Origin of the sequence: Candidatus Hoaglandella endobia (assembly GCF_900044015.1) — a bacterium.
Lineage (GTDB): Bacteria > Pseudomonadota > Gammaproteobacteria > Enterobacterales > Enterobacteriaceae > Hoaglandella > Hoaglandella endobia.
Map to the genome: position 1 here is coordinate 320,929 of NZ_LN999835.1, position 16,541 is coordinate 337,469.

Here is a 16,541-nt window from a genome sequence, read left to right on the forward strand (position 1 = left end):
GTATCATGAAAAAAACATACAATCCAAAAGATATCGAACAGCCTTTATACGAACATTGGGAACAGCAGGGCTATTTTAAGCCGCACGGTGATCCCACGCGGGATAAATACTGCATCATAATTCCGCCACCTAACGTCACTGGAAGCTTGCATATGGGTCATGCCTTCCAGCAGACTATTATGGATACCCTGATCCGTTATCAGCGGATGCAGGGAAAAAATACCCTGTGGCAAGTTGGTACTGATCATGCTGGCATCGCCACCCAGATGGTGGTTGAACGTAAAATTGCCGCTGAAGAAGACAAGACCCGATATGATTACGGCCGCAATGCTTTTATTACCAAAATTTGGCAATGGAAAGTGCAATCATGTGGTTCAATAACTAACCAGATGCGCCGTTTGGGCGACTCGGTAGATTGGGAACGTGAGCGATTCACAATGGATGAAGGGTTGTCTAATGCTGTGAAAGAAGCGTTCGTTCGCCTGTATCAGGGCGGCCTGATTTACCGTGGTAAACGTCTGGTGAATTGGGATCCTAAATTACGCACCGCTATTTCAGACCTTGAGGTTGAAAATCGCGAGTTAAAAGGGTCCATATGGTATTTGCGCTATCCGTTAGCAGATAGCGTGCGAACTGCTAATGGACTAAATTATCTGGTGGTTGCCACAACACGGCCGGAAACCATGCTAGGAGATACTGGCGTTGCGGTAAACCCTAAAGATCCTCGATATAGCAATTTAATAGGCTGTTTTGTCATTCTACCACTGGTAGGTCGCCGTATTCCTATTATAGAAGATGAACACGCCAATATGACAAAAGGGACCGGTTGTGTCAAAATTACACCGGCCCACGACTTTAAAGACTACGACGTAGGCAAACGCCACGCACTTCCGATGGTTAATATTTTTACAGTTAACGGTGACATCCGTCAGGAAGCAGAAGTGTTTGACACTAATGGCAATGCCAGCGCTGCGCTATCCAGCGAGATACCGGTAGCTTTCCGTGGTCTAGAACGTTTTGCTGCGCGAAAGGCAATTGTGGCTGCATTCGAAAGTCTCGGTCTACTAGAAGACATCAAAGACCATAATTTAACTGTGCCTTACAGCGATCGCGGCGATGTAGTTATTGAACCGATGCTGACTAATCAGTGGTACGTGCGTGCTACGCCACTAGCCAAGGTAGCGGTGGAAGCAGTGGAACAAGGTGAGATTCTGTTCGTGCCGAAACAGTACGAAAAAATGTATTTTAGCTGGATGCACGATATCCAGGACTGGTGTATTTCGCGGCAGCTATGGTGGGGGCATAGAATTCCAGCCTGGTACGATGCCGAGGGTCGGTTTTATGTAGGTCGTAACGAGGTGGAAGTACGTCAGCAGTATCAGTTAGCGGATGATGTCGCACTACAGCAAGATGCTGATGTGCTAGATACCTGGTTTTCTTCCGGCCTGTGGATCTTTTCCACCCTCGGCTGGCCTGAAGATACTAAAGCATTGCGCACATTTCACCCAACTAACGTGGTAGTGAGCGGCTTTGATATCATCTTCTTCTGGATAGCACGCATGATCATGTTAACCATGTATTTTATTAAAGATGATAACGGTAAGCCGCAGGTGCCGTTTAAGACAGTATATATAACTGGTTTGGTACGTGATGAAACAGGACAAAAAATGTCAAAGTCTAAAGGAAATGTTATAGATCCGCTAGACATGATAGACGGTATTTCGCTCGCCGATTTACTAAAAAAACGTACTGAAAATATGATGCAACCGCAGTTATATAAAAAGATTATTAGGCTTACTGAGAAACAGTTTTCTACCGGTATCAAACCTTACGGCACTGATGCCCTACGCTTTACTCTTGCTGCCCTAGCGTCTACTGGACGCGATATTAATTGGGATATGAAACGCCTAGAAGGATATCGAAATTTCTGTAACAAGCTTTGGAACGCTAGCCGATTTGTGTTGATGAATACCGAAGGTAAAGATTGCGGTTTCCAGGGTGGTAATAAAGTACTATCGCTTGCAGATCGCTGGATCACAGTGGAATTTAACCATACAGTCAAGAAGTTTCGCGAAGCGCTAGATAACTACCGATTCGATTTAGCGGCTGGAATTATCTATGAATTCATCTGGAATCAATTCTGCGATTGGTATTTGGAGATGACCAAGCTCGTAATGAGCTGCGGTAGCGAGGCCGAGCTACGCGGCACACGCCATATCCTGGTGACGGTGCTGGAAGCTTTACTGCGTTTGGCGCACCCCATCATTCCTTTTATTACGGAAACTATTTGGCAACGCGTTAAAATACTCGCTGGTGTGAAAGATAAGACAATTATGCTCCAAACGTTTCCGACCTACGATGCGGCGATGAAGGATACTGGTGCTCTCACTGATTTAGAATGGATCAAGCAAGCTATTGTCGCTGTGCGTAATATACGTGCAGACATAAAAATCACGCCAAGTAAGCCGCTTGAGGTATTACTACGCAATCCCACGCCGGAGGTAGTCCGCCGTGTAAATGAAAACCTTAGCTTTATGCTTACTCTAGCGCGGCTAGAAAGTATCACTCTACTACCAGTAGATGATAAAGGGCCGGTCTCCATCACTAAAATCATCGACGGCGTAGAGCTGTTGATCCCGATGAAAGATCTGATAGATAAAGAGACTGAGCTGGCACGTCTAGCGAAAGAGGTAGCGTTCGTCGACAGTGAAATCAGCCGCATCGCCTGTAAACTGAGCAACCAAGAATTCATCTACCGCGCACTGGAAACGGTAGTAAATAAAGAGCGTAAAAAGCTGGAGTACTATCATCAAGCTAAAGCAAAATTACTGGAACAGCAGATCGCTATCTACGGCTTGTAATCACTTACATAACGCCGTAACCACACCTGATACTTTTTTAAAGTTTGTTGAGGCAGTTCTGGATAATAATCAACGATATAATTATCGTTATTAAATGTAATTTTTATTCAATGCTGCATGGGTTACTTCATAACCCAACCAAGTTTTAAAGTTTTCTAATGCTACTTTCTCTAGCGTTTTAGACTTATTTGTGGAGAAATAATGATGCTCGATGGTCCCAACTAAGCTTAGTCTCTTCGCATTTTTTCAAGAAATGTTCGTGCTATGCTCCAATTATTCACTACTGAATAGTCTAATAAGATGGTTATTGGCAAAGCGCAGTTCAGGATGCTACTGTCAGTAGACAGGTAGAATATTTAGTGTTAAAAATTACAATTAAATATTATGTATAAGTTAATTAATAATGTAGCATAGACTTAAAATTAGCGAGTTTTATAGAATTTTAGGAAAGAGTAAATGAGTAAATTATTACAACGAAATTTGTTAAGGTTGATGGATTTAACATCTACTGAAATTAATCAGATTTTAGCTCTTGCTGCTAACTTAAAGCAGCAAAAACAGGACAGGAACGAGATCCCTCGTCTTATAGGGAGAAATATTGCGCTAATTTTCGAAAAAGATTCAACCCGTACCCGCTGCTCTTTCGAAGTTGCAGCCTTTGATCAGGGGGCCCATGTAACCTATTTAGGACCAAGCGGAAGCCAGATAGGCCATAAAGAATCTATCAAGGATACTGCTCGTGTGCTCAGCAGACTGTATGATGGTATTCAATATCGCGGCTATAGTCAGGAAATTGTCGAGACGCTGGCTTCTTATGCTAGCGTGCCAGTGTGGAACGGACTAACTACTGAATTTCACCCTACCCAGCTGTTGGCAGATCTGCTGACCATGCAGCAATGTCTGCCGGGAAAATCATTTAATCAAATGAAGCTCGTCTATATCGGCGATGCGCGTAACAATATAAGCAATACCTTACTGGAAGCAGCAGCGCTAACCGGGCTTGATTTGCGCCTTACTGCACCACGGGCCTATTGGCCTAATCAAGCGCTGGTCACCGAATGTAATCAACTGGCACATAAAAACGGCGGAGCGATTACCTTAACAGAAGATATTGACGTTGGTATTAAAAATGTTGACTTTATATATACTGATGTATGGGTCTCAATGGGCGAAGATAAGAATGTATGGGAAGAGCGCATCGTACTATTGCGCGCCTATCAGATTAACATGGAGATAATACGCCAAACTGGTAACCCGCAAGTTAAATTTCTGCACTGTCTACCTGCCTTTCATGATGATCAAACCAAAATCGGAAAGCAAATAGCCAAACAATATAGACTTTATGGCGGATTAGAAGTAACTAATGAGGTATTTGAATCTCAGTATAGTGTTGTATTTAGACAAGCAGAGAACCGTCTCCATACCATTAAAGCAGTAATGGTAGCGATGCTGGCGTAGCCTACCTAGCCTAGGCCTTACTACGGTAAGTAGCTTAGAAGTCGCGGTTTTGCTTAAGCTTAACTGAAAACTTTTTTGACTACTAACTATGTGGTCGTAGGTAAGTTTGCAACCAATCGTAGTCTTGATAACTACTATTATAATCTAATGTTATATTATAGCCCCTAATTGAGGGGCTATTTTTTTTGAGCTTAAGGAGGGCTAACCCTGCATCAAAGACCGACAGGCTATTATCAAGAGGAAGGAAAAAGTAAAGATGTTTAATTCCCTTTATCATAAGAATATCATTTCTATTAATGACCTTAGCCGCAAAGAACTAGAACTGGTATTAACTACCGCTGCTATGCTCAAAGCCCGGCCACAGCCGGAATTGCTCAAATATCAGGTCATCGCCAGCTGTTTTTTTGAGGCTTCGACCCGGACGCGTTTATCGTTTGAAACTGCTATCCACAGACTTGGTGCATCTGTAGTTGGCTTTTCTGATGCTGGCAATACATCTTTAGTTAAAAAAGGCGAGACTTTAGTCGACACTATTTCGGTAATAAGCACTTATGTTGACGCCATCATCATGCGTCATCCGCAAGAAGGGGCTGCACAGCTCGCTACTAATTTCTCCGGTAGAGTGCCAATTTTGAATGCTGGCGATGGGGCGAATCAGCATCCCACTCAGACTCTATTAGATCTGTTCACTATCCAGGAAACGCAGGGTCGACTAGATAATCTCAGTATTGCCATGGTAGGCGATTTAAAATATGGCCGTACCGTACATTCTCTAACGCAAGCGCTAGCAAAATTTAACGGTAATCGCTTTTATTTCATATCGCTGCAAGCACTGGCGATGCCAACACATATCCTGCATATGCTAGAGGAGCAAGGCATAAGCTACAGCATCCATACTAATATGGATGAAGTAATACCAGAACTGGATATTCTTTATATGACCAGGGTACAAAAAGAGCGGCTGGATCCGTTGGAGTATGCTAATATTAAAACACATTTTATACTACATGCCGGTAATCTGTTTCAGGCACGTGATCATCTTAAAGTGTTGCATCCGCTACCGCGGATGAATGAAATTGCTCATGAAGTAGATAATACAAACTACGCTTATTATTTTCAACAGGCAGGTAATGGTATTTACGCTCGTCAGGCTCTGCTGGCGCTGGTATTGGGTTTTGATCCTGACTGAAGGTTAACATCTAGAAGTTAATGTTCAAAAATTAGCAAAAATTACGCTAGTGAGATTAAAATCTGGCAGATAACCATCCCATATGATCTAGTACTGCTAGATCAAATTTTTCTATTATGTTATCTAGTAATTCCAGTTTATCTGATTTCTGACAGCAGAAATGCAAGCTAAAAGTTAAGTATACAATTTCCTTGCTTGATGAAAATTACTAGCCAGTATCTAGTATAGGAAAAGATTTTACTAGTTCATCAATGGCTTTTATCTGTCGCAAGAATGGTTCAAGTTTATCTAGCGGTAAGGCCGAGGGACCGTCACATTTAGCATAATCGGGATTTGGATGCGCTTCAATAAACAAGCCAGCAATGCCAATCGCCATGCCGGCGCGTGCTAGTTCGCCCACCTGCGCACGGCGACCACCAGATGAAACACTAAACTGATCACGGGTTTGCAGCGCATGGGTAACGTCGAAAATTACTGGGCAACCACCGGATACTTGCTTCATGACGTTAAAGCCTAGCATATCAACCACCAGATTATCGTAGCCAAAATTACTGCCGCGATCACATAAAATAACCTGGTGGTTGCCGGATTCGCGGAATTTATCGACGATATTGCCTACCTGCCCCGGGCCAATGAATTGTGGTTTTTTCACATTGATCACCGCGCCAGTACGGGCCATGGCTTCTACCAGATCAGTCTGGCGTGCTAGAAACGCCGGGAGTTGGATAACATCCACGATCTCCGCTACTTGCTGCGCCTGAGCGACTTCATGTACATCGGTGATGATTTTTACGCTAAACTGCGCTTTTAGCTCGGTAAAAATCTTCATACCTTCTTCTAAACCAGGTCCCCGATAGGAATAAATAGAAGAACGATTAGCCTTATCAAACGAAGCTTTGAATACGTAGGGAATACTCAGTTTCTGGGTTACGTTCATGTAATGTTCACAGATGCGTAATGCTAAATCTCGTGACTCCAGCACGTTCATGCCGCCAAACAGCACAAACATACGATCGTTGCTAACGGCTATGTCGCCGATATGGACCACTAGATTTTTCATACTGCACCTTTTAACTTATCAATTAGTTTACGCACTTACTAGTTAGTAGAGTAGTCCAGTAAGCACATTGAATCAATTACAGCATGAGCTGACAGATATATGGCCGTGGGGCTTAAAACAACCTAGTATCTTTGGTTAGGCCAACCATTGGCCCTGAGTAACGCGTTCATGCTGACCATAATCGAGCAGGGTAGCGATATGGCTAAACCCAGCATCGGTAAGCAAAGTACGTACCGCCCCTCCTTGCTGCCATCCATGCTCCAAGAGCAGCCAACCGCCCAGCATTAGATGCGCTCCCACCTGTCGGCTTATCGCCGACAAGGACTGCATCCCATCCTCACCAGCAACCAATGCACTACGCGGTTCATAACGCACATCACCTTGTGCAAGATGTGGATCGCCTGCCTCAAGATAGGGCGGATTACTCACAATAAGACTGTAGCGATGCATTTGCAATGGCGCAAACCAGTCTCCTTCGAGGAACTGTGTATTATTTAGTCCCAAGCTAGCGGCATTATCTTGCGCCAGAGACACCGCCTCTGGCAATCGATCGACACCAGTTATGCGCCACGCTGGACGTTCGGAGGCCAGCGCCAGAGCAATGGCACCGGTGCCGGTGCCTAAATCTAGCACATCGGCGTGCGCAGGCGGCAGTAGTTCCAGCGCTCGCTGGACTAAGCATTCTGTGTCGGGACGGGGAATCAGGGTAGCAGACGAGACTTGCAGCCGTAGGGACCAGAACTCGTGCTCACCAATAAGATAGGCTACCGGCTCGCCCCGTTCACGACGCAGTAATAAAGCATCCAACATCAAGCACTGTGCGGCCGTCAGCGGTGTTTCGCCAAATGCCAATAATCTGGTACGTGCTACGCCGGTCACCTGCCCAAGCATAATTTCTGCATCGCGTTTTGCGCTAGGACTGGCAGCAGCACGCAGCCTAGTGCTAGCTTTTATTAGCCATTGTTGCCAAGTTATTGGCATTATAGTATCTCGGACAATGCGGCGAGCTGATCAGCCTGATATTCTTGCATGATAGGCTGAATCAGCATATCTAGTTTACCTTCGATTACTTCCTCCAGACGATATAATGTCAAGCCGATTCGGTGATCGGTCACTCGCCCCTGGGGAAAATTATAGGTGCGGATACGATCAGAGCGGTCTCCGCTGCCCAACAGGTTACGCCGCGTAGAGGATTCTTCCTGCTGGCGTCGCTGTATTTCGGCAGCGCGCAACCGCGTACCTAACACGGCTAAAGCTTTAGCTTTATTCTTATGCTGCGAGCGTTCGTCCTGACATTCTACCACTAGACCGGTAGGCAAATGGGTGATACGAATAGCTGAGTCGGTGGTATTGACGTGCTGACCTCCTGCCCCGGAGGAACGGAAGGTATCAATGCGTAGATCACAGGCATTTATTTTTGGCATCTCCGCCTCGCGAATTGCCGGCAGAACAGCAACGGTGCAGGACGAGGTATGAATGCGCCCCTGGCTTTCCGTTTCCGGGACCCGTTGCACGCGGTGGCCACCGGATTCGAATTTAAACTGGCCATAGGCACCTTCATGAGCAACTTTAGCGATAATTTCTTTATAACCACCGTTCTCATTATAGCTGGCGTTTACTATTTCTACCTGCCAGCACCTAGTTTCAGCGAAACGGCTGTACATTCTAAACAACTCTCCAGCGAACAGTGCTGCCTCATTGCCGCCAGTGCCGGCGCGTACTTCTAAAAAGCAGCTTCGTTCATCGTCTGGATCTTTTGGGAGCAACAGCATTTGCAGTTGCTGCTCCAATTGCTCTTGAATGATTCGCGAGGCTTTTAATTCCTCTTGTGCAATCTCACGCATTTCTAGATCTTGCAGCAACAGCAGTGCTGTCTGGATATCTTTCTGCACCTGACACCAGCGCTGAAAGCAGCTGATTACAGCTGTTAGTTGAGCATATTCCTTTGATAAAGATCGAAAACGTTCTTGATCAAGAATAATGGCGAAATCGCCGAGTAGTACTCCCAATTCTTCGTAGCGTTTTTTTAACGATTCTAGTTTGGCGATGATCGAGGATTTCATGCGTGGTTATCTACCTTATTATCTTTCGTCCAGTTAAGACCACAATGCAGTTTACTCAAATAGGCTAGCGTACATGCAGCAAACGCTATTGATAAAAAACATACGCGCAGATATAATATTAGTTTTAGTACGCACTTATTTAGCAACTAATAACATTTTTTAGAAAAGTTTTTTAGCTATTAATTATATTAATAGCCTATGCTCAAAGCGAAAATCAGTAAAACTCTTCTCTTGCTTTACCTTATCTATTTTTCTCTACTGTATAATTTTAGCACTAGCTAAGTGTGCATATAATATTGTTTTAATATAGTTATAAAACACTCTTACTATAAATTTATCTATAATAGCTATGTAGCTAGAATCTAATCTAGAAATAATTCTAAGATCTTAACTATCGATATGTTTACTTAGGAAGCCCATGCATGCTTGAGCATTATCGCGCTGTTTTCTATTTTCTGCCGTTGTCTAGCTTACTACTGCTAACGGCCTGTAGTGTTCATACTCCCTCCTGCACGGCTAAGAGCCAATTATATAACAATAAATGGCGTTCCCATCAGCAGTCAGTAGTGCAATTAACCAGATATCAAACTCGCGGCGCTTTTGCCTATCTATCTAGCCAGCAGAAAGTATATGCACGCTTTAACTTGCAACAGACAAGCACCGACCGCTATCGGTTACTGCTGATCAATCCGCTTGGTAGCACAGAGATAGATCTCAAGGTGCAGCTGGGAAGTGCCCAGCTTATTAATAAACAAGGTAAACATTATGTTAGCGATAATCCGGAAGTCATCATACAAAAGTTAACCGGGATGATAATTCCGCTTAGCGAACTACGTCAGTGGTTAATTGGCCTACCTGGCGATACTACCGATTTTACTCTTAATTCTTGTGGCCACCTACGTACATTAACTTATAATAGTAAGAACGGACAAAGCTGGCGCCTAATCTATTTAAGTTACCATAACGATACGTTGCCGCACCTGCCGGCAAATATTGAATTGTATCAGGGCGATAAACGCATTAAATTAAAAATAGATAACTGGATTCTTTAACTTTAATAAAGTGCCAATTTCTGTCAACATTGGTTTAATTTCTCTATTATTGTATATTGCAAAAAGTTACCGCTTGGCGAACCGGTAGATAAGCTGCTATAATGTTGAGCAGCGTTACTGTAGTATTATAGCTGTGCCACAACTGCCTAGCGGCTCAGTAATTAATAAATTAATATGTTATATTAATACGGCAAAACTTCACTACTAGTATTAAAGTTAGTGCAATACCACCATACCTTATATAATCCGCAAGCCGAAGGTTATTTCATGCCAGATATAAAGCTTTTTGCTGGAAACGCCAGCCCTGAACTGGCAACAAATATTGCTAACCGTTTATATACTAGTCTAGGCAACGCTACAGTTAGCCGTTTCAGTGACGGCGAAGTTAGTGTGCAAATAGATGAAAACGTCCGCGGTGGCGATATTTTTATAATCCAGTCTACATGTGCGCCAACCAACGATAATCTAATGGAATTAGTAGTGATGGTTGATGCTCTACGTAGGGCTTCGGCTGGGCGCCTCACCGCTGTTATACCCTATTTTGGCTATGCCCGTCAGGATCGTCGCGTACGTTCAGCCCGCGTTCCGATTACCGCAAAAGTGGTCGCCGATTTTCTGTCAAGTGTAGGCATTGATCGCGTTCTGACGGTGGATCTGCACGCAGAACAGATTCAAGGCTTCTTCGATGTTCCAGTAGATAACGTCTTCGGCAGCCCGATTTTGTTGGAGGACATGCTCCAGCAAGATTTAGAAAGCCCGATAGTTGTGTCACCCGATATCGGAGGTGTGGTGCGTGCACGCGCGATTGCCAAACTGCTTAATGATACCGATATGGCGATTATCGATAAGCGCCGTCCACGCGCTAATGTATCGCAGATTATGAACATTATTGGTGATGTAGCAGGTCGCGACTGCATCTTAGTAGATGACATGATTGATACAGGGGGCACCTTGTGCAAAGCTGCTGAAGCGCTGAAAGAGCGTGGTGCTAAGCGGGTTTTTGCCTACGCTACACACCCTATCTTCTCCGGAAAAGCTTACCAAAATATAAAAACTTCAGTCATCGATGAAGTTATCGTATGTGATACTATTCCGCTAGATTCGTCTATTAAGGCGCTCCCTAACGTCCGCACACTAACCTTATCCGGCATGCTTGCCGAAGCCATCCGGCGGATTAGTAATGAAGAATCCATTTCGGCGATGTTCGAGCATTAAACAGGTGGATAGCTATGCTATATTGCTCCTTGTCCGAAGCTTTTTATGCTGCTGTCACTTGTTGCCATGTTAATTTTTAGATGACAGCACGAAGTGACGATCAAATTAATTGTTGGTCTGGCCAATCCAGACACCGAATACGCCGCGACCCGCCATAATGCGGGCGCCTGGTACATAGAAGTGCTTGCAAAATACCATAGGCAGTCTTTAAATGAAGAAAAAAAATTTTACGGCTATACTGCTAAGTTAACATTAGCAGGTAATAATGTTCGTTTGTTAGTGCCGACTACGTTCATGAACCTCAGCGGTAAAGCGGTAGCGTCGATGGCAAATTTTTATCGTATCGTACCAGAAGAGATTTTGGTGGCGCATGATGAACTTGATCTTTTGCCAGGCTCCGCACGTTTAAAATTTGGCGGCAGCCACGGAGGTCATAACGGCTTAAAAAATATTATTAACTGCCTAGGCAATAACCATTTCTACCGGCTGCGAATAGGTATCGGCCATCCGGGAGATAAAAAAAAAGTAGCCGACTTCGTGCTCAGTCAACCACCTATTGCCGAACAGCATCTGATTGATAGCACTATTAATGAAGCCGTGCACTACACTAGGAATATTTTCATCTACCAGGACGTTATTAACGCGATGACTCAACTACACGCTTACCAGGCTAGTTGAATTATAAATATTGAGTAATTAGTCATAAGCAAATTTTATATATAACGGGCGTCTATATTATGACTGGGAATAGGTGATATAATTATGGGTTTTAAATGCGGTATTGTAGGATTGCCAAATGTAGGCAAATCTACCTTGTTTAATGCGCTGACTAAAGCAGGTATTGAAGCTGCGAATTTCCCGTTTTGTACTATTAAGCCTAATATTGGCGTAGTGCCGATGCCTGATCCTCGTATAGATCAGCTAGCGAATATTGTCAAACCGCAGCGGATCGTTCCGACTACTATAGAATTTATTGATATCGCAGGCCTAATTAAAGGTGCCTACAAAGGTGAAGGGTTAGGTAATCAGTTTTTGACTAATATTCGCGAAACCGAAGCTATCGTTCACGTTGTGCGTTGTTTTGAAAATAACAACATCATCCATGTAGCAGGAAAAGTTTGCCCAGTAGAAGATATTAATGTAGTTAATACCGAACTGGCTCTAGCCGATCTTGAGGTATGCGAACGTGCTATATATCGGGGGCATAAACGCATCAAAGGTGGCGATCACAATGCACAGCGGGAGCTGGCGTTGCTGGAAAAATGTTTATTTCATTTAAGCAATAACGGCATGCTACGCACGCTGGAGCTGAGTGAAAAAGAAAAAAGCGCCCTGCGCTATCTGAGGTTTTTGACTCTAAAACCCACTATGTATATTGCCAACGTGAATGAACATTGTATTGATAACAACCCTTATATAGATGAAGTGCGCGCTATCACTGCCACCGAAGGTTCAGTGTTTGTTGCGGTATGTGCCGCGCTAGAGTCGGACATTGCAGAACTGGATGAAGAAGAACGTGATGAGTTTATGGCAGAGCTTAGTTTAGCTGAGTCAGGCCTAACTTGCGTTATTCAGGCTGGATATAAGTTATTAAATCTACATACTTTTTTTACTGTTGGGGTAAGAGAGGTGCGCGCCTGGACAATACCGGTAGGCGCTACTGCTCCGCAGGCAGCAGGGAAAATTCATACTGATTTTGATAAAGGATTTATCCGCGCCCAAACGATTTCCTTCACTGATTTCATCACTTACAAAGGGGAGCAAGGTGCTAAAAAAGCGGGCAGAATGCGCTTAGAAGGAAAAGATTATCTTGTCCAAGATGGGGATATAATAAATTTTTTATTCAATATCTAATTATATTTTTTATCTAACAGATATCTCCAGATAATTAATTATTGACGTATAATGGCGTCAATAGGTAGTATGCACTTGCATCCGGTGAGTAGCGCAGTTTGGTAGCGCAATACGTTCGGGACGTATAGGTCGGAGGTTCAAATCCTCTCTCACCGACAAAAATTATGTCTACTTCATTTAAGTTTTACGCCGCTATCGCTCGACCAGTCCGTGATATTATCGTTGCTGGCAGTCAGCCGGTCTAACACAACACTAGCAAAGCAAAAACTAAAAACTCAGATGCTTAATGCTGGCAATGCCTCAAGTGGCCAGCGCGATCGTACCGATACCACTAGATCAGCTGGCGTACCACCCTGCAGCCTTAACATTCCAGCATAAGCAATCATCGCGCCGTTATCGGTACAAAACTCAGGACGGGCATAAAAAACTTCACCTCCATGCTTACGCATCATGTTACTAAAGCTGGTGCGTAGGGTTTGGTTAGCACTGACACCTCCGGCAATTACCAGCCGCTCAAAACCAGTTAATTTCAACGCACGCTGACATTTGATCATCAGTGTCTCAACAACTGCTTCCTCAAAGGCCCGAGCCACGTCAGCGCGCGTCTGGGGATCATCAGCGCTGGCACGAATGGTATTGGCAGCGAAGGTTTTAAGCCCAGAAAAACTAAACGATAATCCCGGCTGGCTAGTCATCGGACGCGGAAACTTGTAACGCCCCGCCATGCCATGCTGCGCGAGGCGCGACAGCATCGGCCCACCAGGATAATCCAGCCCCAACAGCTTTGCGGTTTTATCGAATGCCTCACCAGCAGCGTCGTCAATAGACTCCCCCAGCAACTGATATTCACCGATGCCGGTCACTGCAATAAGCTGCGTATGGCCGCCGGAAACCAGCAGCGCCACAAATGGAAAAGCCGGCGGATGCTTCTCTAGCATTGGCGCTAGCAAATGCCCTTCCATGTGGTGAACAGCTATGGCTGGAACCTGCCATGCATAAGCCAGAGCACGGCCGACGGTCGCACCTACCATCAGCATTCCTACTAATCCCGGTCCCGCAGTATAGGCAACTCCATCAATCTCTGCCGCCTGTAGCCCAGACTGGGCCAGAGCGGCTTGAATCAGCGGCACGGTTTTACGTATATGATCGCGCGAAGCTAGTTCAGGGACCACGCCACCATAATCGGAGTGCAGTTTTACCTGGCTATACAGCTGATTGGCCAGTAAACCCTGAGATTCATCGTAAATCGCAACGCCTGTTTCATCGCAGGAAGTCTCAATACCTAATATGCGCATATCAGTACTACCTTTTGATTGTATTCTCAATTGTTATCATTTTATATTAATCTTAGTTTATCATATTCAGCATGAGCCGGTATAAATCGAGGAGACGTTAGTCGCTCTTTAGATTAACTGTAATGAACATTTTTTATCGTCTATTCCGTACAAATCCGTAAAAATTTCTTATCTTTGTATAGATAAATTTACTGTTTGCCTGGTAAAAAGTTAGTTATGATCTAACTGATATTAGTATGTTCGAGATAATCTACTGTCCATAGGACAAAGATTATGCAGTAAGACTAACTATCCAAAGGAGGATAGGATGTAAGTAACAAATAAATTCTTTTAGTTTTAAAAAAATTGCTGGTAAAGTAAAGATAAGCATAAAATATGATTTTATTCGAGGTGAAAAACACATGCCGGTAATTAAAGTACGTGAAAACGAGCCTTTCGACGTAGCACTGCGTCGCTTCAAGCGTTCCTGCGAAAAAGCTGGTATTCTGGCCGAAGTTCGTCGTCGTGAGTTCTATGAAAAACCAACAACCCAACGTAAGCGCGCTAAAGCTTCCGCTATTAAGCGTCAGGCCAAAAAACTGGCTCGTGATAACTCACGACGTACTCGTCTGTATTGATTTTTTTTTTGAAGTATTACTCATCTAACCCCAACCGAAGGATTAGACGGCTTGTTGTCGTTTAAATGCTTATCTGACCTGACAGGGCTTATGGCTGGAAGAATCCCACGTTTCTTTATCAAAGATTTGTTGGCGCGAACCGACATCATCGATCTAATTAATTCGCGGCTAATGCTCAAAAAGCAGGGCAAAAATTTTTATGCTTGCTGTCCATTCCATCATGAAAAAACTCCATCGTTTACCATTAACGGAGAAAAGCAGTTTTATCATTGCTTCGGTTGCGGCGCTCATGGTAATGCCATCGACTTTCTGATGAATTATTATCATTTAGAGTTTATTGAATCAATTGAGGAGCTAGCGTCACAGTATGGCTTAGAAGTTCCCCACGAACAAGGTTCAGGACATAATCAGCAAGAGCGCCATCAGCGGAAAAATTTGTATCAGCTGATGGAAAAACTGAGCGGTTTCTATCAACGCCTGTTACAGGCGCCAACGGCTTCTTCCGCCCGTTACTATTTGCAAAAGCGCGGATTAAGCGAAACGGTCATTACAAACTTTGCCATCGGCTTCGCACCGTCAGGCTGGTATAACGTCATTAAGCAGTTCGGACACACGGCGGAGAAACGCACCTTACTCAACAAGGTCGGCATGCTGGTTATTAACGACAATGGACGCACGTATGACCGATTTCGCGAACGTATCATGTTTCCCATTCGAGACAAACTTGGGCGAGTTATTGCCTTTGGCGGGCGCATCATAGTAGGCAATGGCCAGCCGAAATATCTTAACTCGCCGGAAACTGAGATTTTCCATAAGGGTCGCCAGCTCTACGGGCTATACGAAGCTCAACAGCAGCACTCAAAATTATCTAGGCTGCTAGTAGTTGAAGGTTATATGGACGTTGTAGCCCTGGCACAATTTGGCATTGATTATGCGGTGGCATCGCTGGGCACCTCAACCACTGCTGATCATATACAATTTATTTACCGCGTTACCGATCGTATAATTTGCTGCTATGATGGCGATCGTGCAGGGCGCGAAGCAGCTTGGCGAACTCTGGAAAACGCGCTGCTTTACATGACAGACGGTCGGCAGTTGCATTTTATGTTTTTGCCAGAGGGGGAAGATCCCGATATATTAGTGCGTAAAATCGGTAAAAAAGAGTTTGAACAGCGTATTGAACGAGCGCAGCCGCTGTCAACGTTTTTATTTGAAACGCTGATGCCGAAGGTCGATTTAAGCAGCCCAGATGGGCGCGCCAAGCTAAGTGCGCTGGCGCTACCGCTGATAGATCGGGTGCCTGGAGAGACGTTACGCCTTTATCTACGTCAGCAATTAGGGATGAAACTTGGCATCCTCGACGACTCTCAACTGGAGAAACTGCTGCCAAAGGCGACGATGAAGGCAAATATTTCACCTTTACCACAGATCAAACGCACAACTATGCGTATCCTGATAGGATTACTGATTCAATACCCGTGGCTGTCCGCCTTTGTACCACCGATGTTGCAGGGTCTGGAGCAGGCAAACCTTCCTGGCGTACCGCTGTTTATTGAATTAGTGCAGGCCTGCCAGGCCCAGCCCGGTTTAACTACCGGCCAACTACTGGAGTATTACCGTGAGAATAAATCTCACCTCCAGCTTGAAACTCTAGCAACCTGGAACCACATGATTGTTGATGAGATGATCAAACCAATGTTTATTGATGCCCTGGCAAGCCTTTACGACTCCTTACTTGAGCATCGCCAGGAAGGGCTTATTGCCCGCGATCGGACCCATGGATTGACGACTGCAGAGCGTCAAGAGCTTTGGTCGTTAAATCAAGCTTTAGCGAAAAAATCTACTAAATGACAAGGATTAAAGGCTCTGCGCAATGT

At 44.5% G+C, this 16,541-nt stretch carries 13 protein-coding genes and 1 tRNA gene; 10 read left to right on the forward strand and 4 right to left on the reverse strand.

Annotated features, from left to right (window positions below):
- Positions 1-5: 5 nt before the first annotated feature.
- The 3 genes from A4A70_RS01515 to pyrB all read left to right on the forward strand — a co-directional run bounded on the left by A4A70_RS01515 (position 6) and on the right by pyrB (position 5,508).
- Entirely contained in the window at positions 6-2,861 is a 2,856-nt protein-coding gene (locus A4A70_RS01515; RefSeq protein ID WP_067568289.1) for a valine--tRNA ligase, read from the forward strand.
- Between the two features lie 456 nt (positions 2,862-3,317).
- Positions 3,318-4,319 (forward strand): ornithine carbamoyltransferase, encoded by a 1,002-nt coding sequence (argF, locus tag A4A70_RS01520; RefSeq protein ID WP_067567828.1) that lies wholly within the window; start codon positions 3,318-3,320, stop codon positions 4,317-4,319.
- A 256-nt stretch (positions 4,320-4,575) separates the two neighbouring features.
- Positions 4,576-5,508, forward strand: a complete 933-nt coding sequence (pyrB, locus tag A4A70_RS01525; RefSeq protein WP_067567830.1) for an aspartate carbamoyltransferase — start codon at positions 4,576-4,578, stop codon at positions 5,506-5,508.
- A gap of 208 nt (positions 5,509-5,716) precedes the next feature.
- On the opposite strand, the gene kdsA is transcribed toward pyrB, so the two are convergent.
- From kdsA to prfA, 3 genes are all read right to left on the reverse strand, one after another.
- Entirely contained in the window at positions 5,717-6,568 is an 852-nt protein-coding gene (gene kdsA / locus A4A70_RS01530; RefSeq protein WP_067567832.1) for a 3-deoxy-8-phosphooctulonate synthase, read from the reverse strand.
- Positions 6,569-6,703: 135 nt separating this feature from the next.
- Complete coding sequence (gene prmC, locus A4A70_RS01535) at positions 6,704-7,543, reverse strand: peptide chain release factor N(5)-glutamine methyltransferase (RefSeq protein ID WP_067568291.1); 840 nt, start codon at positions 7,541-7,543, stop codon at positions 6,704-6,706.
- Between the two features lie 5 nt (positions 7,544-7,548).
- The gene (gene prfA / locus A4A70_RS01540) at positions 7,549-8,631 is read right to left on the reverse strand and encodes a peptide chain release factor 1 (protein ID WP_067567834.1); all 1,083 of its coding nucleotides are present in this window, start codon (positions 8,629-8,631) and stop codon (positions 7,549-7,551) included.
- A 422-nt stretch (positions 8,632-9,053) separates the two neighbouring features.
- Between prfA and lolB the strand changes: the two genes are divergently transcribed.
- The 5 genes from lolB to A4A70_RS01565 all read left to right on the forward strand — a co-directional run bounded on the left by lolB (position 9,054) and on the right by A4A70_RS01565 (position 12,908).
- Positions 9,054-9,683 (forward strand): lipoprotein insertase outer membrane protein LolB, encoded by a 630-nt coding sequence (gene lolB / locus A4A70_RS01545; protein WP_067567836.1) that lies wholly within the window; start codon positions 9,054-9,056, stop codon positions 9,681-9,683.
- Between the two features lie 267 nt (positions 9,684-9,950).
- Positions 9,951-10,898: a ribose-phosphate pyrophosphokinase gene (locus A4A70_RS01550; RefSeq protein ID WP_102135151.1), complete on the forward strand. Its 948-nt coding sequence runs from the start codon at positions 9,951-9,953 to the stop codon at positions 10,896-10,898.
- Positions 10,899-10,991: 93 nt separating this feature from the next.
- Positions 10,992-11,576 carry an aminoacyl-tRNA hydrolase gene (gene pth / locus A4A70_RS01555; protein WP_067567838.1) on the forward strand — a complete coding sequence of 195 codons (585 nt, stop codon included), beginning with the start codon at positions 10,992-10,994 and terminating at the stop codon, positions 11,574-11,576.
- 84 nt (positions 11,577-11,660) lie between these two features.
- Entirely contained in the window at positions 11,661-12,752 is a 1,092-nt protein-coding gene (gene ychF / locus A4A70_RS01560) for a redox-regulated ATPase YchF (RefSeq protein ID WP_067567840.1), read from the forward strand.
- Positions 12,753-12,834: 82 nt separating this feature from the next.
- Positions 12,835-12,908 (forward strand) — tRNA-Pro (locus tag A4A70_RS01565).
- Positions 12,909-13,027: 119 nt separating this feature from the next.
- Here the strand turns inward: A4A70_RS01565 and tsaD are convergent.
- Entirely contained in the window at positions 13,028-14,047 is a 1,020-nt protein-coding gene (gene tsaD, locus A4A70_RS01570) for a tRNA (adenosine(37)-N6)-threonylcarbamoyltransferase complex transferase subunit TsaD (protein ID WP_067567842.1), read from the reverse strand.
- Between the two features lie 401 nt (positions 14,048-14,448).
- Between tsaD and rpsU the strand changes: the two genes are divergently transcribed.
- Positions 14,449-14,664, forward strand: coding sequence for a 30S ribosomal protein S21 (gene rpsU, locus A4A70_RS01575; RefSeq protein WP_067567843.1), 216 nt, complete (start codon positions 14,449-14,451; stop codon positions 14,662-14,664).
- Positions 14,665-14,754: 90 nt separating this feature from the next.
- The gene (dnaG, locus tag A4A70_RS01580) at positions 14,755-16,515 is read left to right on the forward strand and encodes a DNA primase (protein WP_067567844.1); all 1,761 of its coding nucleotides are present in this window, start codon (positions 14,755-14,757) and stop codon (positions 16,513-16,515) included.
- The last annotated feature ends 26 nt before the right edge of the window (positions 16,516-16,541 follow it).